At 56.0% G+C, this 26084-nt stretch carries 24 protein-coding genes; 11 read left to right on the top strand and 13 right to left on the bottom strand.

Features of this window, described 5'->3' with window-relative positions; genetic code table 11:
• Window positions 1–5: 5 nt before the first annotated feature.
• The 4 genes from UF64_RS09075 to cyoA form a co-directional block, all read right to left on the bottom strand.
• Window positions 6–389, bottom strand: coding sequence for a cytochrome o ubiquinol oxidase subunit IV (locus tag UF64_RS09075; protein WP_044828315.1), 384 nt, complete (start codon window positions 387–389; stop codon window positions 6–8).
• Window positions 386–1006, bottom strand: a complete 621-nt coding sequence (gene cyoC, locus UF64_RS09070; protein WP_044828314.1) for a cytochrome o ubiquinol oxidase subunit III — start codon at window positions 1004–1006, stop codon at window positions 386–388. The genes UF64_RS09075 and cyoC overlap by 4 nt, the downstream gene beginning before the upstream one ends.
• Before the next feature lie 10 nt (window positions 1007–1016).
• Window positions 1017–3026, bottom strand: coding sequence for a cytochrome o ubiquinol oxidase subunit I (cyoB, locus tag UF64_RS09065; RefSeq protein ID WP_044828313.1), 2010 nt, complete (start codon window positions 3024–3026; stop codon window positions 1017–1019).
• Window positions 3027–3116: 90 nt separating this feature from the next.
• Window positions 3117–4247 (bottom strand): ubiquinol oxidase subunit II, encoded by a 1131-nt coding sequence (cyoA, locus tag UF64_RS09060; protein ID WP_044828914.1) that lies wholly within the window; start codon window positions 4245–4247, stop codon window positions 3117–3119.
• A 451-nt stretch (window positions 4248–4698) separates the two neighbouring features.
• Between cyoA and UF64_RS09055 the strand changes: the two genes are divergently transcribed.
• Window positions 4699–6039 carry an MFS transporter gene (locus UF64_RS09055; protein WP_044828312.1) on the top strand — a complete coding sequence of 447 codons (1341 nt, stop codon included), beginning with the start codon at window positions 4699–4701 and terminating at the stop codon, window positions 6037–6039.
• Between the two features lie 80 nt (window positions 6040–6119).
• On the opposite strand, the gene UF64_RS09050 is transcribed toward UF64_RS09055, so the two are convergent.
• Window positions 6120–6812 carry a glutathione S-transferase family protein gene (locus UF64_RS09050; RefSeq protein WP_044828311.1) on the bottom strand — a complete coding sequence of 231 codons (693 nt, stop codon included), beginning with the start codon at window positions 6810–6812 and terminating at the stop codon, window positions 6120–6122.
• A gap of 150 nt (window positions 6813–6962) precedes the next feature.
• Between UF64_RS09050 and UF64_RS09045 the strand changes: the two genes are divergently transcribed.
• From UF64_RS09045 to zigA, 4 genes are all read left to right on the top strand, one after another.
• Window positions 6963–7661, top strand: a complete 699-nt coding sequence (locus UF64_RS09045; protein WP_044828310.1) for a glutathione binding-like protein — start codon at window positions 6963–6965, stop codon at window positions 7659–7661.
• 169 nt (window positions 7662–7830) lie between these two features.
• Window positions 7831–9051: a carboxylesterase gene (locus tag UF64_RS09040; RefSeq protein WP_052657627.1), complete on the top strand. Its 1221-nt coding sequence runs from the start codon at window positions 7831–7833 to the stop codon at window positions 9049–9051.
• Between the two features lie 19 nt (window positions 9052–9070).
• Complete coding sequence (locus tag UF64_RS09035) at window positions 9071–9586, top strand: TspO/MBR family protein (RefSeq protein ID WP_082049652.1); 516 nt, start codon at window positions 9071–9073, stop codon at window positions 9584–9586.
• Window positions 9587–9704: 118 nt separating this feature from the next.
• A complete protein-coding gene (zigA, locus tag UF64_RS09030) occupies window positions 9705–10919 on the top strand; it encodes a zinc metallochaperone GTPase ZigA (protein ID WP_044828309.1) in 1215 nt (404 codons plus the stop codon).
• An 83-nt stretch (window positions 10920–11002) separates the two neighbouring features.
• Here zigA and UF64_RS09025 read toward each other — a convergent pair whose 3' ends face one another.
• The 3 genes from UF64_RS09025 to UF64_RS09020 form a co-directional block, all read right to left on the bottom strand.
• Entirely contained in the window at window positions 11003–11866 is an 864-nt protein-coding gene (locus UF64_RS09025; protein WP_044828308.1) for a DUF3750 domain-containing protein, read from the bottom strand.
• A gap of 40 nt (window positions 11867–11906) precedes the next feature.
• Window positions 11907–12107 (bottom strand): hypothetical protein, encoded by a 201-nt coding sequence (locus tag UF64_RS20885; protein WP_235285012.1) that lies wholly within the window; start codon window positions 12105–12107, stop codon window positions 11907–11909.
• 156 nt (window positions 12108–12263) lie between these two features.
• Entirely contained in the window at window positions 12264–13253 is a 990-nt protein-coding gene (locus tag UF64_RS09020) for a helix-turn-helix domain-containing protein (protein WP_082049650.1), read from the bottom strand.
• A gap of 317 nt (window positions 13254–13570) precedes the next feature.
• Between UF64_RS09020 and UF64_RS09015 the strand changes: the two genes are divergently transcribed.
• The 6 genes from UF64_RS09015 (at window position 13571) to UF64_RS08990 (ending at window position 19660) form a co-directional block, all read left to right on the top strand.
• Window positions 13571–14788 (top strand): amino acid ABC transporter substrate-binding protein, encoded by a 1218-nt coding sequence (locus tag UF64_RS09015; protein ID WP_082049648.1) that lies wholly within the window; start codon window positions 13571–13573, stop codon window positions 14786–14788.
• Between the two features lie 78 nt (window positions 14789–14866).
• Window positions 14867–15739 carry a branched-chain amino acid ABC transporter permease gene (locus tag UF64_RS09010; RefSeq protein ID WP_044828307.1) on the top strand — a complete coding sequence of 291 codons (873 nt, stop codon included), beginning with the start codon at window positions 14867–14869 and terminating at the stop codon, window positions 15737–15739.
• Window positions 15736–16710, top strand: a complete 975-nt coding sequence (locus tag UF64_RS09005) for a branched-chain amino acid ABC transporter permease (protein ID WP_044828306.1) — start codon at window positions 15736–15738, stop codon at window positions 16708–16710. The genes UF64_RS09010 and UF64_RS09005 overlap by 4 nt, the downstream gene beginning before the upstream one ends.
• Window positions 16707–17441 carry an ABC transporter ATP-binding protein gene (locus tag UF64_RS09000; RefSeq protein WP_044828305.1) on the top strand — a complete coding sequence of 245 codons (735 nt, stop codon included), beginning with the start codon at window positions 16707–16709 and terminating at the stop codon, window positions 17439–17441. Before UF64_RS09005 ends, UF64_RS09000 begins: the two co-directional genes overlap by 4 nt.
• A complete protein-coding gene (locus tag UF64_RS08995; RefSeq protein ID WP_044828304.1) occupies window positions 17434–18150 on the top strand; it encodes an ABC transporter ATP-binding protein in 717 nt (238 codons plus the stop codon). The genes UF64_RS09000 and UF64_RS08995 overlap by 8 nt, the downstream gene beginning before the upstream one ends.
• Window positions 18151–18202: 52 nt before the next feature.
• Window positions 18203–19660, top strand: coding sequence for an aldehyde dehydrogenase (locus UF64_RS08990; protein ID WP_044828303.1), 1458 nt, complete (start codon window positions 18203–18205; stop codon window positions 19658–19660).
• A 179-nt stretch (window positions 19661–19839) separates the two neighbouring features.
• Here UF64_RS08990 and UF64_RS08985 read toward each other — a convergent pair whose 3' ends face one another.
• The 5 genes from UF64_RS08985 to UF64_RS08965 form a co-directional block, all read right to left on the bottom strand.
• Entirely contained in the window at window positions 19840–20313 is a 474-nt protein-coding gene (locus UF64_RS08985; protein ID WP_044828302.1) for a YaiI/YqxD family protein, read from the bottom strand.
• 50 nt (window positions 20314–20363) lie between these two features.
• Window positions 20364–21560, bottom strand: coding sequence for an MFS transporter (locus UF64_RS08980; RefSeq protein WP_235285011.1), 1197 nt, complete (start codon window positions 21558–21560; stop codon window positions 20364–20366).
• Between the two features lie 237 nt (window positions 21561–21797).
• The gene (locus UF64_RS08975) at window positions 21798–22007 is read right to left on the bottom strand and encodes a cold-shock protein (RefSeq protein WP_044828301.1); all 210 of its coding nucleotides are present in this window, start codon (window positions 22005–22007) and stop codon (window positions 21798–21800) included.
• 80 nt (window positions 22008–22087) lie between these two features.
• Window positions 22088–23899: a DEAD/DEAH box helicase gene (locus UF64_RS08970; protein WP_044828300.1), complete on the bottom strand. Its 1812-nt coding sequence runs from the start codon at window positions 23897–23899 to the stop codon at window positions 22088–22090.
• A gap of 956 nt (window positions 23900–24855) precedes the next feature.
• A complete protein-coding gene (locus UF64_RS08965; protein ID WP_044828299.1) occupies window positions 24856–26067 on the bottom strand; it encodes a YeeE/YedE family protein in 1212 nt (403 codons plus the stop codon).
• Between the last annotated feature and the right edge of the window lie 17 nt (window positions 26068–26084).

The raw sequence follows: 26084 nt of genomic DNA, 5'->3' as shown, positions 1-26084 counted from the left end.
AGTGCCTAGCCGAAGCTCGGGATCATGTCGTGATCCATCTGCGGCATCATGTTGGTGTTGAGGTGATACATCACCCACAGCGAACCGGCGATGGCAATCGCTACGATCACGATGGTGAAGATCAGCGCCAGGAAGTTCCAGCCACCTTCGGATTTGGTGTTCATGTGCAGGAAATAGACCATGTGAACAATGATCTGAATAACCCCAAGGCCCATGACCCAAAGGGCTGTTGCAACTTTGCTGTCAAGAACACCGTCCATGACAAGCCAGAACGGGATCGCGGTCAGGATGACCGACAGGACGAACCCGATTACATAGCTTTTGTAAGTACCGTGAGACGCTCCACCATCGCTGTGATGGTCATCATGTGCGTGTGAATGTGCGCTCATCCCAGAACTCCCAGCAGATAAACAACGGAGAAGACACCGATCCAGACGACGTCAAGGAAGTGCCAGAACATCGACAGGCACATCAGACGACGCTTGTTCTCGACGATCAGGCCGCGCTGGGCAACCTGAACCATCAGGGTAACAAGCCAGATGATGCCAAAGGTCACGTGCAGGCCGTGGGTCGCCACCAGCGTATAGAACGCGGAGAGGAAACCACTACGCATCGGCGTCGCACCCAGATGCCAAAGGTGATGGAACTCATAAAGTTCCAGACCGACGAAGGCGATACCAAACAGGCCGGTAATCGCCAGCCAAAGCTGGGTTCCTGCAACATTGCCCTTTTCCATCGCCAGCATGGCAAAGCCATAGGTGATGGACGAGAACAGCAGCATGGACGTGTTGATCGCCACCAGTTCAAGGTCGAACAGGTCAGCTGGTGCGGGACCCGCTGCATAGTTCTGACCAAGAACGGCATAGGTTGCAAACAGGATCGCAAAGATGAGGCAATCGCTCATCAGATAGATCCAGAATCCGAGCATCGTACCCGTTTCCGGGTGATGCTCTTCTTTCAGGTAGAAGACCGGCGCTTCGGTCTGAGAGGCAGTTGTATTCGCCATTGTCATTCCCTTACGCCTGCTGTTTTGCCAGAAGGGCGGTACGTTCTTCTTCGGTCGCCACAACTTCTGATGCCGGGATGTGATAATCACGGTCATAGTTGAAGGTGTGGGCAATTGCACCAGCGACCAGCACGATGAAGCTTGCCGCAACAAGCCACCAGATGTGCCAGACAAGGGCAAAGCCAAGAACGAGCGAGATCGCAGCCAGGATAAAGCCAGCGCCGGTATTTTTCGGCATGTGGATATCCAGGAAGCCCGAGGTCGGACGGACGAACCCACGTTTCTTCATGTCATCCCAGGCGTCCAGTTCATGAACAACCGGGGTGAAGGCGAAGTTGTAGGCCGGGGGCGGCGAAGAGGTCGACCATTCCAGCGTACGACCACCCCACGGGTCACCGGTTTCATCACGCAGTTTGTCGCGTTTGATCACCGCAACAACGATCGACATGATGAACGAACCGATACCACCGGCAATCAGAAGCGCACCAAAGGCCGCAATGATGAACCAGATCTGCAACGACGGATCGTCAAACTGGCTCATACGGCGGGTGACACCCATCAGGCCGAGAACATAAAGCGGCATGAAGGCAAAGTAGAAACCAATGGTCCACAGCCAGAAGGACATCTTGCCCCAGAACTCATCCAGCTTGAAGCCGAACGCTTTCGGGAACCAGTAGACAATCCCGGCAAACATCCCGAAGACCACACCACCGATAATCACGTTATGGAAGTGGGCAATCAGGAACAGGCTGTTATGCAGGACAAAGTCGGCCGGCGGGACAGCAAGCATCACGCCCGACATGCCACCAATCACGAAGGTCAGCATGAAACCGATAGTCCAGAGCATGGGCACATCGTATTTGATGCGGCCCTTATACATGGTGAACAGCCAGTTGAAGACCTTCGCACCGGTCGGGATCGAGATGATCATGGTGGTGATGCCAAAGAAGGCGTTCACACTTGCACCCGAACCCATGGTGAAGAAGTGGTGCAGCCAGACGATGTAGGACAGGATGGTAATAACCACCGTCGCATAGACCATCGAGCTGTAACCAAACAGACGCTTGCGGCAGAAGGTCGACACAACTTCGGAGAACACACCAAACGCCGGCAGGATCAGGATGTAGACCTCAGGGTGGCCCCAGATCCAGATCAGGTTAATGTACATCATGGCGTTACCGCCAAGATCGTTGGTGAAGAAGTTGGTGCCCGCATAGCGGTCAAGACCAAGCAGAACCAGAACAGCGGTCAGAACCGGGAAGGCTGCAACAATCAGAATGTTGGTGCAAAGCGAGGTCCAGGTAAAGACCGGCATTTTCATCATGGACATGCCCGGTGCGCGCATCTTTACGATGGTGACAATCAGGTTCACACCCGAAAGCAACGTCCCCACACCGGCAATCTGCAAGGCCCAGATATAGTAATCAACCCCGACCCCCGGACTGTAGACAATGTCAGACAGCGGCGGATAGGCCAGCCAACCGGTCATTGCGAATTCGCCAACAAATAGCGACGCCATGATCAGCGCGGCACCACAGGTGGTCATCCAGAAGCTGAAATTGTTCAGGAACGGGAAGGCAACGTCGCGCGCGCCGATCTGCAGCGGCACAACGAAGTTCATCAGACCGGTCACCAGCGGCATCGCAACGAAGAAGATCATGATCACGCCGTGGGCGGTGAAGATCTGATCGTAGTGGTGCGGCGGAAGGAAACCTTCGGCACCATTGAAAGCGATGGCTTGCTGGGCACGCATCATGAGCGCATCGGCAAAGCCACGCAGAAGCATGATGATTGCCAGGATGATATACATGATGCCGATCTTTTTGTGATCGATCGACGTGATCCACTCGCGCCAGAGGTATCCCCACAGACGGAAGTAGGTCAGACCACCGACAACGGCGATGCCACCCACGACCACACCAAGAAACGTCACAAGAATGATCGGATCATGGAGAAACGGGAAGGAGTCGAGGGACAGCCGGCCAAATATAAAATGTAAAAGGTCCGGATTGGAGAACATCGGATTACTCTTCTTTCAAATGCAGAATGGCACCGTAACCGATGCCAGAACTGCGAAGGGCCGGTTGGCATTCACCAACCGGCACTGCATTTAAAACCCTGCCGAAACACCTGTGGGTGCAACACTCATCGCGCGCGAGACCGGCTCGTTGCCAAACAACGGAAGGTTCGCGATTTCGCCTGACAAGCCACCTTCCGGGGTGGTGCAAAGCGTTGCGACGAAGGACTTGCTATCAGGCAACGGCTTGCTGCCGCGCATCTGCGGAACGTCATAGGTCAGCGACATGACGTTATAGATACCGGCAAGACCGCCACCGCCGTTTTTGTCGATATGCATCATCTCGTTCATGCACATCTTCGACTGATCGACGCACATGTTGAGAATGGCCTGATAAAGTTCCGGATCCACCGAGCTATAATAGTGGACCGGTTCCTTCACACTCGGCTTTTCGAGTTCGAGATACTGCGAACGGCCAAGGAAGTTCTCATCAGACTTCACATCGTTCACCCAGGCGTCAAAGCCCTCTTCGCTCAGGCCGTGGAACTTGAAGCGCATGTGAGAGAAGCCCTCACCGCTATAGTTCCCGGAGAAGCCATCAAACACGCCTTCTTCGTTGATCACGGCATGGAGTTTGGTTTCCATACCCGCCATCGAATAGATCTGACCCGCAAGGGCCGGAATGAAGAAGGAGTTCATGATACCTGAAGAGGTAATCTTGAATTCAATCGGCGTATCGATCGGAGCTGCGAGCTCGTTAACGGTCGCAATGCCCTGTTCCGGATACAGGAACAGCCATTTCCAATCGAGGGAAACAACTTCGATCACCATGTGCTCGGCCTCATCGTCAAGCGGACGCTCGGCATCGATACGGTCAAGCGGGCGATACGGGTCAAGCGTATGGGTGGTGACCCAGGTAATCGCGCCAAGAGCAATAATGATCACCAGCGGAGCCGCCCAGATGACGACTTCAAGCTTGGTGGAATGGTGCCATTCGGGATCGTATTCGGCATTCTTGTTACCCTGGCGGTATTTCCAGGCAAAGAACACGGTCAGTGCCATCACCGGAACGATGATCAGCAACATCAGAATGGTCGAAACGATAATCAGGTCGGACTGCTGGGACGCGATATCACCGGCCGGGTCGATTACAACAAGGTTGCAACCGGCAACAAGCGGCAAAATCGAGGCCAAGGCTGCGCCACGTACAAGTTTTGAAAGCATGTGCTTCATACTTCCTCAGTCTCTGGAAGATGTTCTCAAAGACAACCATATGCCAATGAGTCGCATAAGCGATCTACCAAAGACCGCTACGCGCCGTACCCCGCCGCAACCGCATATAGGAATTACAATTCCAAACATCCACGGAAAGGGCACAAAGAAAGCAATTTTTTTTCAAAAAAATGCCGGATCGGAAAGTTGGCGAGATTGCTATAGCTGCATCGCAGCAATGTCAAGCTACCCGCGGCGCATAGCAGGGTCTTAATGACAATTATCATTCCAATGTAAACCGGACGTTGTGCGGTGCAGAACGATAATTGACACTGACGTTTGCAATTCACATGTCTATACTTAGACTCGATCCAAAGTCGTATCGTTCATTCATCCGAATTTGTGATCCAATCAAAAGCAGTTAGGACCAAAATGGTCCGACCAGTGATTTAGGGAGAACGGCGTGAACCAAACGACAGAAAACTACGCGACCGCCACCTCTTCAGGTTTGGAACGCGATGCGCGGCATCACAACGCCGACGCCACCAATGATCCGGGCCAGATCGCGCTTGGCGTGATTATCGGCCGGACGTCCGAGTTTTTCGATTTCTTCGTCTACTGCATCGCATCGGTACTGGTCTTCCCGCAATTGCTGTTTCCAGGTGAAACGGCGCTTGTCGGCACCATGTATTCCTTTGCCATCTTCTCTCTGGCCTTTGTCGCCCGCCCTGTCGGATCCCTCGTCTTCATGACGGTGGACCGCCAATATGGACGGGGTGTGAAACTCACCATCGCCATGTTCCTGCTGGGTGGCTCCACCGCGGCCATGGCTTTCCTGCCAAGCTTTGCCTCGGCAGGGGTGCTTGCGATCTATCTTCTGTGTGCTTTCCGCTTCCTGCAGGGTCTTGCATGGGGCGGCGCATGGGACGGGCTTGCATCGCTTCTGGCGCTTAATGCGCCCGACAACCGCAAGGGTTGGTATGCGATGATCCCGCAGCTGGGCGCACCGCTTGGCTTCATGCTGGCCGCATCACTGTTTGCCTATCTTCTGCTGACCCTGCATCCGGATGACTTCCTTGCCTTTGGCTGGCGCTATGCGTTCTTCGTCGCCTTTGCCATTAACGTGGTCGCGCTGTTCGCCCGCCTGCGTCTGGTGGCAACATCGGAATTCGGCCATCTTCTGGAAAAGAATGAGCTTGAAGCCGCCCGCGTCATGGATACGCTCAAACATAACGGGCGTACTGTTGTGCTGGGCGCGCTGGTGCCGATGGTCAGCTACGCACTGTTCCATCTGGTCACTGTCTTTGCGCTAAGCTGGGTGTTCCTCTATGCCAACGGCAATCCGGGGCAATTCCTGCTGACCCAGGGTGTTGGTGCGGTTCTCTGTGCCTTCGGGATTGTGGCATCGGGCTTTATTGCCGACCAGCTCGGCCGTCGTCGCCTGCTCGGCTACAGTGCCGGGATCATCCTGCTGGGGGCTGTTCTGACCCCGCTGCTTTACACCTATAACATCATCAATGAAGGCATGATTGTTCTGGGCGGCTTTGCGGTACTGGGCCTGTGCTTTGGTCAGGCGGCCGGCACGCTGGCATCGAACTTCAAGCGCGAATACCGCTATACCGGTTCGGCCCTGACATCCGACCTTGCATGGTTGCTGGGTGCTGGCTTCGCACCGCTGATCGCACTTTACCTGTGTGACAAGTTCGGTCTGCCCGGTGTGGGTGCCTACCTGCTGTCCGGGGCTGTGGTGACCCTTCTGGTCCTGCAATTCAACAAGCAGTTCGGCGCCAAAACCAGCGACTGATTAACCAGATACTCCATACAATAATAAAACACCCCGGCCAGATTGGTCGGGGTGTTTTCGTTTTAAAGCCGTGATCAGGCTTAGGAGTAGTTCGACGGGAACATCGCGCGTTTTGCTTCTTCGTCCATTTCGGTTTTGAACGCATGGTTCTTGCCGACTTCGCGTGCGCTGATGGCGGCTGGCAGGCTGTTGATCGCGTCAAACCAGCGTTTGATGTTCGGGTACTTGTCCCAGACATCCGGGTTTTTATGGACGAACGGTGCCTTGTCGACCCAGCCCCAGGCAGAGATATCAACAATCGTCATCTCGTCGCCAACGATAAACTCACGACCTTCAAGATGGTCTTCAAGCACCTGATAGTGGCGCGCGATCTCGTTGCGATAGCGGTTGACGCCATAGTCGCTGCCCTCGGGTGCGACATGCTGGAAATGCACTGCCTGCCCTGAAAACGGGCCAAGGCCGGTGGCAATGAACATCAGCCATGACAGGAACTCACCACGGTCTTCGGGCTTACCGAGGAACTTGCCCGACTTTTCGGCGAGATAGAGCAGGATCGCATTTGAATCAAACACCCGCACTTCCTTACCGCCCGGTCCATCAGTATCGACGATGGCTGGCACCTTGCCATTCGGATTAATCGCCCGAAAGGCCGGGTCATGTTGCTGCCCTTTGCGGGTATCAACCGGCAGGACCTCGTAAGGCAATCCGGATGCCTCAAGCATCATCGAGATTTTCTGGGGGTTCGGGGTCGGGTGGTAATAAAACCGGATCATGATGTCTCCTTGCGGGGCATCGCGTTTGCACGATGCGTAACCTGCGCTTGCATTTTGGAATGATCGTTTTAAATTGACCCATAACGTCCCGATTGGCAAGCTTCGATTATTGATGAAGCCACCAGAAAGATTTGCAGGAGCGATAAGCCCATGATTGATCTGTATTACTGGCCGACACCCAACGGCCATAAAATCACGCTGTTCCTTGAAGAAGCCGGACTGGATTACAAAATCGTGCCGGTCAATATCGGCGCCGGGGACCAGTTCAAACCGGAATTCCTCGCCTTTTCACCCAACAACCGGATGCCGGCGATCATTGATCACGAACCGGCCGATGGCGGGGATGCCATCACCGTGTTTGAATCGGGCGCGATCTTGCAGTATCTCGCCGAAAAAACCGGCAAGTTCCTGCCAACCGGTGTACGTGAACGCAAGACCGTGATGGAATGGCTGTTCTGGCAGATGGGCGGTCTTGGCCCGATGGCGGGCCAGAACCACCATTTCGGCACCTATGCCCCGGAAAAACTACCCTACGCCATCACCCGCTATGTCAATGAGACCAACCGTCTTTACGGGGTTCTCAACAAGCGCCTTGAGGGCCGCAAATTCATTGCCGGTGATGACTACACGATTGCGGATATGGCCTGCTATCCGTGGATCGTCAGCCACGAGAAACAACAGCAGGACCTTAATGAATTCCCGAACCTCAAACGCTGGTTTGAAACCATCAAGGCCCGTCCGGCGACAGTTGCGGCCTACAAGGCCGGCGAAGAGCTCAACAAATGGCAGATGAGTGAAGAGGACAAGAAAATCTTGTTTGGCCAAACCGCCAAAAGCACGAAGGCCTGAAACAAACCCCACCGCCCTGCGTTGATATGATGCAGGGCGGTTTTGTTTGCGCAGCCTACTGAAAGCAGGCAACAGTGATCTGCCCGGCTAAAGTTCGGCGTATATTTTCAAACAGTTGCACGCATTTGTGTCGCCACTGCCTTACGACCAACCACGCAACGGGGATCAGATGCGTCAAGACCAGACCGCTTTGGACAGGATTAAAAATTGGCAAAGCCGTATCGCCAGAACGGCCCGCACGATCCTGACCGTTCTGATCCCGACTGCCGTGCTTGCATCCTGCGCCTTCCCGCCCGAGAGCGAACTTTATCAGCAATCACCCGATATCCCGCCCTACACACAAGACAGCTTTGCCGAATATGTCGCGCAAACCCGTGACTGGGTCGCAGAGCATCGCGTTTTCATCACTGATGATCACGAAACCGAACTGGCGCGCAATATTCCATTTGAACTGGGCCGGAAAACGCCAAACGGCGATGCGCCAAAACGCGGTGTGTTGTTTGTTCATGGCTTGGGGGCAAGCCCGTGGTATTTCCATGATATCTCAGCCGAGATGGCAAAGAACGGCTGGCTCGCACGTTCGATGCTGTTGCCCGGCCACGGGACGCGCCCGGCAGATCTCAGCATCCCGGGCTATGCCGACTGGACCGCGGCAGTCGCCCATCAGGTCAAGTTGCTTGAACGCGAAGTCGATGAAGTCTGGCTTGGCGGGTTTTCAACTGGTGCCAACCTTGTGACCAGTTATGCAGCGCGCAATCCTGAAATCTCGGGCCTTTTCTTGTTTTCGCCGGGCATTGAACCGGGCACTAATCTGTTGTTCCTGACACCCGTCATTCAGCATCTTTGGGATTGGGTTGATGCCGACCCTGAAGACAACGCCATCAACTATCAATCCCTGTCGACCAAGGCGTCGGTTCTCTATTACCGCAGTGTCACCGATGTCGAAGATGCGCTTGATGATGCCCCGTTTGACCGCCCGACGCTTGTTTCGATGAGTGCCGATGACAGCGTACTTGATCCGCTTGCCATATTGCGTCGCTTTGAAACCGGTTTTACCCACCCGGCATCGCGCTTTGTCTGGTATGATGACACCAACGCACCAAGTGATGATCCAAGGGTCAAAAGCCTTAACAGCAATCTTCCAGATCAGCAGATCAGCAATTTCTCGCATCTGAGCGCGCTGTTTTCGCCAAACAATCCCTATTACGGCACGGATGGCAGCTTTGTATTTATCGAGAACGGCCAGGAAGAGATTGAACGACCAGATGATCGCACAAAACTCTGGCGCAGTGCATGGGGCTATACAGAGCCCGGTAAATATCACGGCCGCCTGACCTGGAACCCCTATTTCGATGCATTGATCGCCACCATTAACGACGTCACCAACTAACGCCAAGGATCGGGCCCCCATGACCGACACCACACAGCAAACCACAAACCCGCGCCCCAATCATCGCACCCGGGTGTTTGCCCTGATTGCCTTTATGGTGTTGTGCCTGATCATTTCGGCCTTTGGCGGGGCGGTGACGGCCACCAGTGTTAATGACTGGTACGCAACCCTGAACAAGCCGTTTTTCAATCCGCCCAACTGGCTGTTCGCGCCGGTCTGGACCGTCATTTACTTCATGATCGCTTTTAGCGGCTGGCGCGTCTGGCTGACCAACGGGTTTGCCCAAACCAAAATGGCCTTTGGCATTTATGGCGCGCAACTGGCGCTTAATCTGGCCTGGTCATTCCTGTTCTTTGGCGCGCAGTCGCCGTTACTCGGCCTGATTGATATCATCGCCCTGCTGATCCTGATTGTCATCAACACGGTTGTCTTCTTCCGACTGGATCGCCTCGCCGGGGTACTGTTGCTGCCCTATGTCGCCTGGGTCGGGTTTGCCACACTTCTGAATGCCGCCATCTGGCACTTGAACGGGTAAGGCCGGGTTACGCGGCCACCTTTGGGTAATCGACTTTTTGATTGCGTTCCGTTTCATCGACGGATAAATGTTACGTTATAACATAACATTTATCCCGATATCCAACCGAGGTCGATTGATGAAACGCCTTCCCGTTACTGTCCTGTCCGGCTTCTTGGGGGCCGGCAAGACCACCCTTTTGAACCATATCCTGAACAACCGCCGAGGATTGCAGGTCGCCGTGATCGTCAATGACATGAGCGAGGTCAATATTGACGCCGACCTTGTGCGTAACGGTGGCTCGGAACTTTCCCAGACCGATGAAAAGCTGGTCGAGATGACCAATGGCTGCATCTGCTGCACGCTGCGTGATGATCTTTTGGCCGAGGTCCGACGCCTGGCCGAACAAGATCGCTTTGAATATCTGCTGATTGAATCGACCGGCATTTCCGAGCCCCTCCCCGTCGCGGCCACCTTTGATTTCCGTGATGAAAACGGCCAATCGCTTGGTGATATTGCCAAGCTTGATACCATGGTCACCGTGGTGGATGCCGCGCGCATGATTGCCGATTACAGCTCCACCGACATGCTGACCGACCGGGGCGAAAGTCTGGGTGACGAAGACAATCGCAGCATCGTTGATTTGCTGGTCGATCAGATCGAGTTCGCCGATGTCATCGTCATGAACAAACTTGATCTTATTTCGGATGATGAACGCAGATCGGTTCTTGCCATCATCAAGGCACTCAATACCGATGCCGAAGTCATCGAGACCAGCAACAGCATCGTTGTGCCCGAAAAGATCCTGAATACCGGTCGCTTTGATTTTGATCGCGCCCAAAGCCATCCGCTGTGGGCCAAGGAGCTTCATGGCTTTGCCGATCATGTGCCCGAGACCGAGGAATACGGGATCAAAAGCTTTACCTTCCGGACCTCCCTACCGTTCCACCCTGAACGCTTCCACGCCTTCATCAACAGCGAATGGCCTGGTGTCCTGCGGGCAAAGGGGCATTTCTGGCTGGCCACCCGCCCAAACTGGGTCGGTGAAATCAGTCAGGCCGGTGCGGCGGTCAAGACCGAGGCGCTTGGCACTTGGTGGTGTGCGGTCCCGCGTGAAAGATGGCCAGACAATCCGGCATGGCGTGACATGGTCTTGTCGAAATGGGATCCGATCTTTGCCGACCGGCGACAGGAAATCGTCTTTATCGGGCAGAACATGGATGAGGCCGCTCTCCGCGCCCGTCTGTCGGAATGCCTGATTGAAGACGACACAGACGGCCTGTCGGTACGCTTTGATCCCGAACGCTATGCCGATCTTGCCGATCCGTTTCCACGTTGGGGTCAGGCTGCCTGATCAGGATGCCCAAAACAAAACGCCACCTTTCAGGGTGGCGTTTTCTGGTTCTAACCGTTGGATTGGATCAATGCGCGGTGTCGTCAGCTGCTGGGCTCAAGGGCCGCTTCTGCGCTTTCGGCTTGGGCGGCGTTATCATTTGCAGCATCTTCGGCCTTGACCTGTTCAACGCTATCCATGCCCAGTCGCCCGATAGACGGCAATCGCAAGGCTGGACGGTTGAAGTCGATGCCGAAATTAAGACCAAGCAGGTTAAGCTCGATCCCTTCTTCCAGACCAAGCGACATACCAAGCACACCCAGAAGGTTCGCCTGAACACCCTGCCCGCTCGATGAAAGCCCGACCGGATTGGTGATCGGACGATAATCCTTGCCGATCGCATTGGCCGGCATATCAAGGTTCAGTCCCGGCACTTCACGACCGATGTGGGCAATAAACGTATTGCTGTTCGGACCCGGGTAGCTGCGATATTCGCGCGGGAACGGATAGGACTTAATCGCTTCTTCGATCTCGGGGATCAGCTTTTCGGCCGCCTCACCGCGATGATCGGCCATGAGTTTCGGCTCCGATCCGTACCAAAGGCCATCAGGGATCGCGTAATTCTGACGCACCACATTGCCGCTGCCCCAGCCCACCACGTCATAGCGGGTATAGCGGGTGTCACCGGCACGTTTGTAGATGATCCACGGATGTACCGCGAAATAGCTGCGCCAGCCAAACGTATCAGCCGCCATCACCATGACAATCGCCTGATCGCGGTTGGCTTCGGCATCAGGGGCTATCCCTGCCGAATGGCGCGGCGCATTGCGCCACGTATAGCGTTCCTTGTTTTTCTCGCCCGGCGGGTCTTCTGCCAAGCTGATGCCAAACGGCAGAACAAGAACGGCCAGAAGACCAAGAAACAGGGTTTTGCCTTTACGCACGATCAATCCAATCTGATTTTGCATTGCCAGGGCCAGAACCTACTAATTTGGTTCGAATGGTCGCTCAGATTTGTGCGGATACGCGAAGCAAAGCCGCAGGAAGATAAATATCTTTCAAGGTTTTGCGACAAAGTAGCCCGTGCAAATCTGAGCGATCCGAAGGACAGTTTTTATGTTTGCAAACTCCTGCGTCAAAACCCTTGTCCGGGATACCAACCCGCCCGGCGGGCTTTTCCTTGGATTTCACAAACATAAAAACTGCCATTCCAATCAAATTAGTAGGTTTTGGCCCTGATATTACGGTTAAAGCAAAGAAGTAGGATCAAAAAAAGGCAATGCAATCTTTTATCCTACCAGGAATGGGACACATCCCCGTCAAAGGTGATGAAGGTAACACCCACGGATTGCGGCCAAATGGCGGTTAGGGCCAAGCAGCAAAGGTATCATCGCGCAACCTTTCCGCAGCACGCCTGAGCCGGCGATAGGCACCAGGCGCCTCACCCATATAGCGTTTAAAAAAACGGCTGAAATAGGCCGGGTCGCGAAAACCAAGCCCATAGGCAATCTGCGCAACACCCAACGGTGACTGTTCAAGACGCATGCAAGCTTCGCGCAATACCCGTTCATGGATGATGGTCAGTGGCGGCTTGCCGGTCGCGCGCAAAACAGCCGATCCCAAACGCCGTTCACTCACCCCAAGCGCGGTCGCGTAGTCGGCCACATTCCAGTGTTCACGAAAATGTAGTTCAAGCACCTGCAAAAACCGCTGAAACGTGATTGAGCCCGGACCATGTTTATCCCGCTGGGCCATCACGCCTTCGGCCAGACGCAGGACCATGGTCAGGATGATCTGAAGATGCGCGCCGACCACCAGACTGGCGCCAAGCGCATTTTGCATCAGCTCTGCCCGAATGGTTTCAAAGCTGCGTTTAAGCAGCAAAAGGTTTCCACTGTCCTCAGCCGGGGTAACGTTATGGACCGTATCGGCCGCAAAGCGCAGCGGCAAGCCACCCCCGGCGGGCGTTCCCCCGGCCACGCCGCTGCCATCCCCGCAATGGCGCGCCACCAGATCATCAGCAACCGACAGCAAATACCCATCACTGCCCGCCGAAACACTAAAGCGCTGCGTTTCGCCAAGCGGCAACCAGACAAGGGCGGGTGCCTTGCAGGTGATCGTACCCTGTCGCAAGCCGATCTCGGCCCGGCCACTGAGCAACAGCACCGCATAACACCGGTCACGGCGGCCGGGATCATTCATCACCCAGGACTGCACGGACAAGGGATGGTCAAAGCGATCCATCACTGCCTGTGTGGTCACGGGCAGCAGATCCTCGAACGGGTTGTCGGTCAGTGTTTCCGAACGCGTAACAGGGCTTGAGATCGGAATTTGACGGGGGAGTTGATCAGGCATGCCTTTTTGTCGCGTATCTATTCCAAATGGTTATATGTAAAAATGTACAATTTTTCGTCTTAAATTGTCAATTTCGTCGTCTTTACATTGGAACGGTTCCATCGCTTACTAGGATGGCGGTCAAAGAAGCCGTCAAAAACAACAATACATATAAAGAATGCGTTCCCATTATTTTGCACATGCGAACTAATGGGCGGGAGGTTACGCCGGAGATTTACTTCACACTGTGAAGTAAATAACAGAATCTCTTTGCCTAAACTCCTGAAACTACGCGCAAACGGGAAAACCGTCTCTGCAAAGAGATCAGGAGGAATAGTATGCACATCTCAGCAAAACTGCGCCTCGCGACCATTGCTGCGGCAACCACCGCCGTCATGAGCACCGCGACGCTGTTTGGGGCCAACGCCCAGGAAACTTACCGTATTGGTTATGCCATCTCGAAAACCGGCCCGGCTGCCCCGGGTGCGGCGACCAGCACCATTCCCAACTATGAAATGTGGGTAAAGGAAATCAATGATGCTGGCGGCCTTCAGGTCGGTGACAAGAAGCTCCCCATCGAAGTCGTTGAATATGATGATCGCTCAAGCTCCGAAGAAGCCGTGCGCGCGATTGAACGCCTGATCAATCAGGACAAGGTTGATTTCATCCTGTCTCCTTGGGGGACGGGCCTTAACCTTGCCGTGGCACCGATCCTTGATCGTGCGGGCTATGCCCATCTGGCTGGCACGGCCGTAACCGACAAGGCGCCGCAACTCGCCAAGCGCTGGACGAATTCCTATTGGCTGCTGGGCACTGGCGAACAATATGCCGTTGAACTGGCCAAGTTCCTTGAGGGCCTGAAAGCCGAAGGCAAGATCAATGACAAGGTCGCAATGATCGCGGTCGCCGACGGCTTTGGCATCGAGCTTTCCAAGGCCGGCCGCGAAGCGCTTGAAGATCGTGACTTTGACCTTGTTTATGACAAGACCTATCCGCTGGGCTCGCAGGATCTGGCAACCATCGTCAATGACATCAAGGCGCTGGGGGCTGATACCTTTGTTGCCTTTTCCTACCCGCCGGGCACCCTTGGCCTGACCGAACAGTCGCGTGTTCTGGGCTTTAACCCGAAGGTCTTCTATGCCGGTGTTGGCACCGCCTTCCCGCTTTATAAAAACCGTTTTGGTGACAATGCCGAAGGCGTCGTCAGCCTTGGTGGCGCAAGCGAGGATGCCCCGAAGATCGCCGATTACATCAAGCGCCATGTGGAATTTGCAGAACGTGAACCAGATCGTTGGGCCTCCATCGTCAACTGGGCGACGCTTCAGTCCCTGCAGCAGGCGATCGAGCGTGCCGGCACCACCGACCGCGAAGCGATCAATGCCGAACTGGCCAAAGGCGGCTTTGACACCATCCTTGGCACCTACAAGCCGGGCGATCAGACCTTCTGGCAGGTTGGTCAGTGGCAGGACGGCAAGTTTGTTGGCCTTGCACCGACCGACATGGAAGGTGCAGCCGAGCTCGTCTTCCCGAAACCTGAATGGAAGGCTGCGCAGTAAGCGCGCCACATAAGGACGTCGGGGTTCCTTACCCACCCAAGCTCCCGGGAACCCCGACGCCCCTTTTGGATGAAGTGAATGTTTAGCTACGCAGTCTTTTCCGGGATTACCCTTGGCGGGATGTATGCCCTCGTCGCCATGGGCCTGACCCTGCAATACGGTGTTTCGCGCATCATGAACCTTGCCTACGGCGAGCTTGTGATTGTCGCGTCCTTTATTGCCTTTGTTTTCATGACCTCGCTCGGGATCAACCCGCTTGTTGGTCTGTTGATCATCATTCCCGCAAGCTTTGCGCTGAACTGGGTGATTTATCGCATCCTGCTGACCCCGCTGGTCGCACGCGCAAAGAACCGCGGCATGCTTGAAGTCGACAGCATCCTGGCCACCTTTGGCCTGCTGTTCATCGTTCAGGGTGTGCTGCTGGTCTGGTTTGGTGGCAATTATTACAGCTACGATTTTCTCAATAACGCCGTTGATATCTTTGGCGCGACGATTGCCGCCAACCGCTTGGTCGCCCTTGGTTTTGCTGTTGTCATCGGACTTGGTTTCTATCTGATCCTGACGCGCACCCGCATGGGCACGGCCCTTCGTGCCGTTGCGGTTGACCCGACCTCGGCGCGCCTCGTCGCGATTGATGTCAATTTCGCATCCTGCTTTGCCTTTGCCCTTGGGGGTGCAATGGCCGCCGTCGGTGGGGTTCTGGTCAGCATGTTTCTGACCTTCTCCACCTCGATGGGGGTTGTCTTCACCATGAAGGCGCTCATCGTTGTCATCATGGGCGGGGTTGGCAATATGTTGGGCGCGCTGATTGCAGGTCTGATCCTTGGTGTCGCGGAAAGTCTGGTCGCGACTTATATCGATCCGGGCCTGACCATTGCTGTGACCTATGTGATCTTCCTGCTGGTGCTGCTGATCAAACCATCCGGCCTGTTCGGGAGGGCCGCATCATGAGTATCCTGAAACCCGATTTCATCAAGCCTGTTGGCCTTGGCGCGTTGATCTTTGCTGCCCTCGCCTTCCTGCCGTCACTCGTTGACAGCTACTACATGTCCCTTGCCATCAGTGTCGTCAGCTTTGCGGTTCTGGCAACCGCATGGTCGATGTTCTCCGGCCCGACGCGCTATATCTCGCTTGCCACTGTCGTCTTCTTTGGCATCGGGGCCTATACGGTCGCGGTACTGGGCGAAGTCCTGCCCTTCCCGCTGGTGCTGGTTTGTGCGGGGCTTGCCGGGACGATGATTGCCCTTCTGGTTGGCTTTTCCACGCTGCGTCTCGCGGGTGTGTATTTCGTGATCTTTACCTTTGGCCTGACCGAATTGGTCCGTCAGGTGGTCAGTTGGTACGAGGTCAACGTTACCCGCGAAATGGGGCGTTATGTCTTTCTTGATATCACCCAGAACGACATTTACTGGCAGTTGCTTGCCCTGTTTGCGGTGCTGCTGCTGACCGGGTTCATTCTGGGCCGATCACGGCTTGGCTTTGCGCTCCGCATCATTGGCGAGGACGAAACCGTCGCCAAGCATTGTGGCATTGATGTCACGCGTGTGAAAGTTGCGTTGTTTGTTCTGTCTGCCTTGTTCATGACACTGACCGGCGCCATCATGGCTCCGCGCTGGACCTATATCGATCCGGTGATTGCCTTTAACCCGATGCTGTCATTCCAGGTCGTCATCATGGCACTTCTGGGTGGTCCGCGTCGCTTGCTCGGGCCGCTTCTGGGGGTTATTCCGCTAACCCTTCTGTTTGAGGTCCTGACCGCAAGCTTCCCGAACCATTTCAGCATCCTGCTTGGCTGCGTATTCATGGTGATTGTCTATCTTCTGCCCGGCGGGGTTGTCGGTTTGTATGAAAAGTACCGCGCACCGAAAAAGCGCGTGCTTGCAACCGATCAAAACGCCAAAACCGGGGGAAGCACCGCATGAATACCGAAATCCTTTTGTCGATCTCAGGGCTGCATAAGGCATTCGGTGGCTTGATTGCCGTCAATCAGATGCAGTTCGATGTCCATCAGGGCGAAATCCTGGGTCTGCTTGGCCCCAACGGATCGGGCAAGACCACAGTGATGAACCTGATTTCAGGCGCCCTTCAGGCAAATGATGGCAAGGTTGTCATCAGCGGCAAGGACATCACCAACCTGCCCGCCCACAAGATCAGCCATTCCGGCATTGCCCGCACCTTCCAACTGGTGCGTGTGCTGCCCGATCTGGATTGTGTGGAAAATATCGAAGCCGGTCTTGCCTATCGTACCAAGCCGCTTTGGGGTGATGCTGCACATGGCGCCGCCCTTGAGCTGCTTGATCGTATCGGGCTTGCAAAACAGGCCCATACCCCGGCAGGCGATCTAACCTATATCGATCAGAAACGCCTTGAATTGGGGCGTGCGCTGGCCCTTCAACCCAAACTGCTTTTGCTTGATGAATGGCTGGCCGGTTTGAACCCGTCCGAACTTCAGGATGGCATTGCCCTTGTGCGCAAGCTCAAGATCGAGGGGCTTACCATCATCATGGTCGAGCATGTCATGGATGCGATCCGAAGCCTGTGTGATCGCTGTGTGGTGATGAATGCCGGCGCCAAGATTGCCGATGGCACACCAGACGAAGTCCTTTCCGATCCGGAAGTCGTGCGCGCCTATCTGGGAGACAGCCATGCTTGATATCAAAAAACTGTCCGTGTCCTATGGCAAGCACGCCGCGCTTCGCGAAGTCGACCTTACTGTTGATCGTGGCGAGATCGTTGTCATGCTGGGTGCCAATGGCGCCGGGAAGAGCAGCCTGCTTAAGGCCTGCGCCGGTCTTGTGCCTGCACATGAAGATACACGCATTACCCTCTCTGGCAGTGAGCTGACCGAGCTTTCCGCTCATAAGATTGTCGAAGCCGGACTTGCCCTTGTCCCGGAAGGGCGTGGCATTTTCGGGGAACTGACGGTGCGTGAAAACCTTGCCCTTGGTGCCTTTGCCAAGCGCGCCCGCGAAGCTGAAAAACAAAACCTTGAACGTGTGATTGATCTGTTCCCGAAACTCGCGGAACGGCTTGATCAGGCGGCCCGCACCATGAGTGGCGGCGAACAGCAAATGGTGGCCATTGGCCGTGCATTGATGTCCAATCCGGACATTCTTCTGCTCGATGAGCCGTCCCTTGGCCTGTCGCCGATCATGACCGGGGAATTATTCAAGGCCCTTGCGGCCATTCGCAAAACCGGGGTTGGTGTGCTTCTGGTCGAACAGAACGCCCATCAATCCCTTGCCATATCAGATCGGGGATATCTGATCGAAAACGGGGCCATTACCGGGCAAGATACCGCCAAGGCCCTGCAATCCGACCCTGCTGTGCAAAAGGCCTTCCTTGGCCTTGGGGCTGCGTGATGCAGTCTTTCGCCACCGCACAGCAAACCACAAGAAAATCAGGAGAAACGTCATGAACGACACGAAATTGTTGATCGACAATCAGGACGTCAACGCGTCCAACAACCGCACCTTTGAACGCAAGAACCCGGTGACGGGTGAAGTTGCAACCGTTGCAGCCGCAGCCAACGCGGCAGATGCGCGCAAGGCCGCCGATGCAGCTGCTGCGGCCTTCCCGGAATGGTCAAAGATGGGCCCGGGCGCACGCCGCAAGGTCCTGCTTAAGGCCGCCGACATCATGGAAGCCAAGGGTGATCAGTTCGGTCAGCTGGTTCTCGATGAAACCGGAAGCACGCGTATGTGGGGTGGTTTTAACGCCCATCTTGCCGCCAACATGCTGCGTGAAGCCGGTGGCATGACAACGCAAATTCAGGGCGATCTGATCCCGTCTGACACCCCGGGCCTGATGGCGATGGGCATTCGTCAGCCAGTTGGTGTGGTTCTGGGCATTGCCCCCTGGAACGCCCCGGTGATCCTTGGCACGCGCGCCATTGCCATGCCGCTTGCGTGCGGCAATACCGTGGTCCTCAAGGCATCCGAACTGTGCCCGGCCCTGCATCGTTTGATCGGTGATTGCCTGGTCGAGGCTGGCGCACCGGAAGGTGTGGTTAACGTTGTCACCAATGCGCCGGAAGATGCGCCGGAAATCGTTGAAACCCTGATTGCACATCCAGCTGTCCGTCGCATCAACTTCACCGGTTCGACCCGTGTCGGACGCATCATCGCCAAACTGGGTGCCGAACACCTTAAACCGGTTCTGCTGGAACTGGGCGGCAAGGCACCGTTCCTTGTTCTCGATGATGCGGATCTTGATGAAGCGGTCAATGGTGCTGCCTTTGGTGCCTATATGAACCAGGGCCAGATTTGCATGTCGACCGAACGTCTGATCGTCGATAATGCCGTTGCCGATGACTTTGTCGCCAAACTGGCGGCCAAGGCCAAAACCCTGACCGCAGGCGATCCGGCCAAGGCCGATCATATTCTGGGCGGCGTTGTCAGCATCGAGGCAGTTAATCGCATCGAGGAACTGGTCGAAGATGCCGTTTCCAAGGGCGCAAAACTGGTTGCCGGTTCGGGCAAGGCCAAGGACGGCGTTCTGATGGATGCTATCCTGCTGGATCACGTCACCCCGGCGATGAAGATCTATTCCGAGGAAAGTTTTGGTCCGATCTGTGTGGTCATCCGCGCAGGCGACGAAGACGAGGCGGTCCGCATCGCCAATGACAGCGAATATGGCCTGTCCTCTGCCGTCTTCTCGACCAACATTCCGCGCGCGATGGAAGTCGCCAAACGCATCGAAAGCGGCATTTGCCACATCAACAGCCCGACCGTTCAGGACGAGGCACAGATGCCGTTTGGTGGCGTAAAGTCATCCGGTTATGGGCGCTTTGGTTCCCAGGCATCGATTGATGAATTCACCGAAATGCGCTGGATCACGATCCAGAGCGGCAAACGCCACTACCCGTTCTAAGCCGCAACACGCGATTGGCCCGCGCGGAACATCCGCCGGGCCTTTCCGTTATCAAAGCATACGCAGGGGGGAAGCCTGATTTCGTGGGAACTGTTCCCTCACCAAATCAGGACCTGTGTGCAGGCCGTCAGATTTTCATCTGGCGGCCTGCGTCTTTTTAGGGAATGGAACTGGTCTGATCAGCCGCGCAGAACGGCCTGCACCATGACCTCAAGCGCGCTTGAAAACTTTGACCGGTCTTTCTGGGTAAAGGACGCATTGCGCCCCTGCTCGCCAGTCACTTCGCGCATGTGGGCGGCAATTTCACGGCCCGCCAGCGCATTACCAATATTGGCCTCGGTAAATTCCTGACCATTGGCCTTGAGCACCCTCGCCCCAATCTCGATCCCGCGTGATGCCAGCGGAATGTCGTTGGTCACGATCACATCACGTGCCTTCGCATTTTCGGCAATCCAGTCATCGGCGGCATCGGGTTCCGGCGGGACAATCACGATCTTGATCAGCGGATTACGCGACGGGCGAATGCCACCATTGGACACCAAGATCATCTCGATCCGGTGACGTTCGGCCACGCGTTCGCACTCTGCCTTGACCGGGCAGGCATCGGCATCAACCAGCAAACGCGGGCGGGAGTTTTGAGTATTTTCGTTCATAGCGCGATCATCAATGGGACGCGATCAAAGTCAAGCAAACATGATCCCGGCTATGCCGTGGCAGCTGTTCTTGCATCGCGCATCATCGCCAGAACCACCGCGCCGACAAAGGCAAAACCACACGCCATCAAAACCGTCGTCTGGAAATCAAACGCACTGGCAACCACCCCGGTCAAAAGGTTCCCGATCAGACCGCCAACAAACAGCGTGCTGACATAATAGCTGGTGGCGACACCGGGCTGGTCGGTGGCGAAATTCTGAACGAATGTCATGCTGATCCCGGCAAAGATGCCGTAATAGATGCCATCAAGGGCGGCCAGTGCCAGCACATCAAAAAGCGTGGTCGCCTGATAAATCAGGCCAAAGAACACAGCCCCCAAAAGGGCCGCAATCAGCATGCCCTTGCGCTCCCCCGTGCGTTTGATCAGCGACGCGCAATAATAGATTACCACCACCTCGACAAAGCATTTCACGGTTAGCGCAAACCCCGCCGAAGATGCCATCAAACCAAGCTCGGTCGAGAAATAAAGTGGCATGGCCGACACAAACACCACATTGGCCGCACCTATGAAAAACACCGGCACACAGGCCAATAAAAGTCCGACATTGAGCGGCACCTTGCCACCGTGGGCAAGGCTATCGGGATGATGGGTTTTGAAGACATTGGGCACGGTCAGCAAGCAGAAGCCAAACCAGATCACCGCCAACCCGGCAATCGTGTAATAGGTCGCCGAAAACCCGAATGCCGCATAAAATGAAAGCGACGCCGCCGGCCCGACCATCCAGCCAAGCGAAGTCTGCATGCGCAAAAAGCCATTGAACTTGACGACATCACGCCCGGTCTGTTCGGCAAACAACCGCCCGAAACTATACATCACCGAAAGCGCACCGGCCCCGACGCCAAGCAGGACCGAGACAATCACCAGATAGACCCAGTAAACCTGAAACGTCGCAAGGATCGCCATGCCGGCGGTGAAACACAGGATGCTGGTCACCAGCAAAATCTTGACCGGAACCCCGCGATCAATTGCTCGCCCGAACGTCCGGTTTGCCAGAAGCGTGATGCTGACCTGAATGATCATCACCATGCTAAGCTTCCATGGCGGCTCCCCCAGGCCTTCAACCACGTAAAGCCCTGCCAACGGCACCGCCCCGCTTGAGGTAAACGCCCCCATCAGAAGCAACCCCAGCACCAGAAATGGATAACGATCCAAAAGCGCAACAACCGGGCTCTGGCCTTTTGTCACGCTGTGCTGTGGGGATCTCACGTCATTGGCCATCGGCACGATCACATCTTGGCAGTTGCATTCTCATCCAATTCTTCTAGCAGCTTGTTCTGGAATCGCTAAATCTTTCATGACGTTACTAGGCAGATGTCATAAATGCATCATCAACAAATAAAAGCGCAAAACAAAACCCCCACCCGGTTTCCCGGATGGGGGCTTCGTTAATGCGGCGCCCTTCACAAGGAAGGACAAGCCGAATTAGCCAGCGGACAGATCGTCAGCCGAAACGCGACCCGAACGGGAGTCGGTGCGCAGTTCGTAGTTGATTTTGTCGCCTTCCTGCGGGTGGCCCATGCCAGCGCGCTCAACAGCGCTGATGTGCAGGAATACGTCATTTCCGCCTTCGTCCGGCTGAATGAAACCAAAACCTTTAGTTGCGTTGAACCATTTAACGGTACCTGATGCCATCTTAAAATCTCCTATCGAGTATTGATTGGCGTTGTGACACACCCCGCGTGGGTGTGCCTATCTGTGTCCGGTCAATCAAATCAGGCGCGATCGCGTCTTTTCTGATTGCCCGGGGAAGTCTTGTGGCCTCCGCCGCCCGGCTGCCCGCCAGACTGGGAACCACGGTGATTGCGGTTACGGTTTGCACCGCCGCTTTTACCTTGCGGTCTGGCATTCCGGGCGCCCTTGGCCCCGTTACCATTCGCGCGGCGTTCCTCGGTGCTGCCCATAAAGGACAGACCGGAAGAAATTGAATTGTCGCCCTTGGCCCGATCACGACGTTGACCATCGGACGAAACCCGCTTCGCCGGGCGCTTGCGTCCGTCATTCGAACGCGCGCCATTCTCGGCAGCGTTGCCGTTACCATTGGCGGGTCTGGTTTTCATCCCGCCCTTGTAACGGCTTTTGGATTTCTCAAGCGCCGGATTGCTTGCGGCCTGTTCGCCAGAAGCACCTTCAGCAGCACGACCACCCTCGCCTTCGCGGCGCGGATTGGGTTTGTTGCCATCATTGCGATCACGACGCGGCGCACTGCCACGCGCGTCCTGACGCTGACCATCACCCTGGCGCGGCCCACGGCCATTGCCGCGATTACCACCAGCAGCACCACGGCCAGCATTGCCGCGACCACCATTGCCACGACCCTGACCACCACCATTGCTGCGACGGCCCTTGTTGGCTTCGCGTGCGGCCTCGGACTGCGCTTCCTGTTCGGCAGCAGCCTCGGCATCACGACGGTCAATCACCGGGATCGACTGACGGGTGGTTTTTTCGATATCGCGCAGAAGACCGCGCTCCTCGTCATCACAAAATGCGATGGCGGTTCCGCTGGCACCGCCACGGGCGGTGCGGCCAATACGGTGGACATAGCTTTCCGGCACGTTCGGCAGCTCAAAGTTCACAACGTGAGTCACGCCATCAACATCAATACCGCGGGCTGCGATGTCGGTCGCAACCAGCACACCAATCTGACCATCCTTAAACGCATTAAGTGCGCGTTCACGCTGGTTCTGGCTTTTATTGCCGTGAATGGCAGCCGCACTGATCTTATTGGCTTCAAGATGGCGCGCCACCCGATCCGCCCCGCGCTTGGTACGGGTAAAGACCAGCGTGCGCTTAAACGCCGGATTATCAAGAAGTTCTGCCAGCAGCTGACGCTTGCGGGTACGTTCGATCAGATAGACCGACTGGTCCACGCGTTCCTGCGTGGTGGCAACCGGGGTGACCGAAACCTTTACCGGATCAGACAGCATATCCCCTGCCAGCTGACCGATCTGGGTCGGCATGGTGGCAGAGAAGAACAGGTTCTGACGTTCGCGCGGCAACATCTTGATGATGCGTTTGATCGGCGGCAGGAAGCCCAGATCAAGCATATGATCGGCTTCATCAAGAACGACGACCTCAACATGCTTGAGCGTCAGCTTGCCACTATCAACATGATCAAGCAGACGACCAGGTGTCGCGACAAGCACTTCAACACCGGGCGTAATCGCCTTGATCTGCGGACCATGGGCAACGCCGCCAACGACAACCGCCGTGCGAACATTCAAAAACCGGCCATAGGCACGGAAACTGTCGCCGATCTGGGCGGCCAGTTCACGCGTCGGCGCAAGAACAAGTACACGGCAAGCGCCCTTGGGCGTGCGGGTATCGGATTTGGAAAGACGATCAAGGATCGGCAGGGCAAAGGCTGCCGTCTTGCCGGTACCGGTCTGTGCGATACCAAGCAGGTCCTTGCCTTCAAGCAGCGAAGGAATGGACTGTGCCTGGATCGGGGTCGGCGCGTCATAGCCCTCTTGTGCAAGCGCGCGCAGGACCGGCTCGGCCAAGCCAAGTTCGGAAAACTGGGTCAAATAAGGATAACTCGTGGATTAGAGGCTGCAGACAGCTGGGACATCGCCCGGGAATATAAAGTAATCAGGTCTGCGCCTTGCAGTTCAGGAAACATCCGCGTAGCTGGACACTTCAATGCGTTCTTAGGTCAATCACTCGACAGTAGGAAAGTTTCCTTCCCTCTACGCTTCTGGAGCGATCAAATATCGACCCCACCATGCGCAGAGTTTTATCGCCTTGTCAAACGGGATATTTGTTACAGCCCCGCGTTTTACGCACAACGGCACGGCAGAATTGCGCTGCCATGCCGTTGGTGTTTTTGGATTTTCACCCCAAGAACAGCGTCAATACGCCGCGCAAGGATTACCTGCCGCACACGGATTGGACGCCCCGCACGGGTTAAAAGCGGCACAGGGATTTGCCGCTGCACACGGGTTACTCGCCGCTGGTGCGCATGGCGATGCGGCACAAGGCGATGCGGCACAAGGCGACGCCCCACATGGCGCTGCCGCACATGGGCTATAGGCTGCACAAGGATTGCTCGCCGCACAGGGGCTTCCCGCTGCGCACGGATTAACCGAACGGACACCGCACGGGTTAAATCCGCCACACGGACTGCCAGCTCCCGCCGCCCCGCACGGGTTATAAGCCGCACATGGGTTGGCAGAACAAGGGCTTGCCGCACACGGGTTTGCAGCGCACGGGTTATATCCCGCCCCACAAGGATTTGCCGCGCAGGGATTCGCCGCACAAGGATTGTACCCGGCCCCACAGGGGTTCGCACCGCATGGATTGGCGCCGCACGGATTGGCGCCACACGGATTTGCAGCGCACGGGTTGCTGCCAGCCGCCGGAAGTTTGGCCGGGGCCGGATTGGCAACGGCGGGGATATTTGCGGTGTGGCTATAATGGTCAAGCGCAACGGCACCGGTTGCAGCAAGGAAGACCGCACCAAACAGAAGTGTGTTTTTCTCGCTCATTTCCGGAAACCATCCATTCCAAAGATCGGACGCAGCGCAATGCCAACCCAGCTGCCAGCAAACGCCAGCGCAAACCAAAGCCAGCCATGCACGCTGCCCGAAGCGATCCCGCTAAAGAACGCACCGATGTTGCAGCCAAAGGCCAGACGCGCGCCATAGCCCATCAAAAGCCCACCGATTGCCGCCGCCAGAAGGGATGCGACCGGAACGGAAACCTTTGGCGCGAACTTACCCGCAAGAGCGGCCGCAAAGGCAGCCCCGATCACGATGCCGAAATTCATCACCGAGGTATTGTCTTGCAAGACCGAGTTACCAAGCGCACGCGCAGGACCACCCCAGTTCCAGAACTCCCAAGTTTCAACCGGAATACCAATCACCTGCGCGATCTTTGCACCCCATAGGCCAAAGCCAAAGGTGATCGACCACGGATGCCCGGCAATCAAAAGCGTCGCAACATTCAAGCCCGCCAGAAGCAAGCCGGTCCAGACCAGCGGCCACGGACCATGGAAGAACCGCGCAAGGCCTTTGCGCGGGGCACTTGAAACAACTTCAAGTCCGCCATGGGCACGCTTTTCAACGAACACGGTCAGAAGCGCTACCAACGCCAAGCCACCAAAGGTCACGGCAAGGCCACCGCCAATACCAAATTCACGGCCCAGGCTCATCGGCGGCAGGGACGGCAGTTCCAGCCACATCGGCAGATGGGCCGTGCCGATCACCGCACCAATAATAAAGAAGACGAGTGTGAGGAGCATGCGCGCACTGCCACCGCCAACGGTGAACAGCGTGCCAGAACCACAGCCACCGCCAAGCTGCATGCCAAGACCAAACAGAAACGCCCCGATCAGAACCGAGATCCCGACAGGTGCCACCGCCCCGACAACAGATCCACCCAGCGGACTACCAAGCGAAAGCATCGGGATAAAGGCCGCCGCCGCAACCGCAATCATCAAAAGCTGCGCACGCAAGGCACGGCCGCGCTTTTCAACGGAAAACCGTCGCCAGCCGCCGGTGAAACCAAAGGATGCATGATAAAGCGCAATGCCCAGCAATCCGCCAAGGCCATACAGAACAGCCTGCTTAAGGTCGACGGCCTGGGAAATTGCGATACCGACAATGACAAACAGGACGGCGGTGATGGCAGCCGGTCCCTTGTCAAAGGTAAAACCCGGATTTCCCGGATTAGCTTTTAGGGTCGTTTCAGACATGGTGAGGCTCAATAACT

The organism is Thalassospira sp. HJ (genome assembly GCF_000948415.1).
Taxonomy (GTDB): Bacteria; Pseudomonadota; Alphaproteobacteria; order Rhodospirillales; family Thalassospiraceae; genus Thalassospira.
Note: the sequence above shows the minus strand (reverse complement) of the source record. Positions and strands in the feature narration are given on the sequence as shown.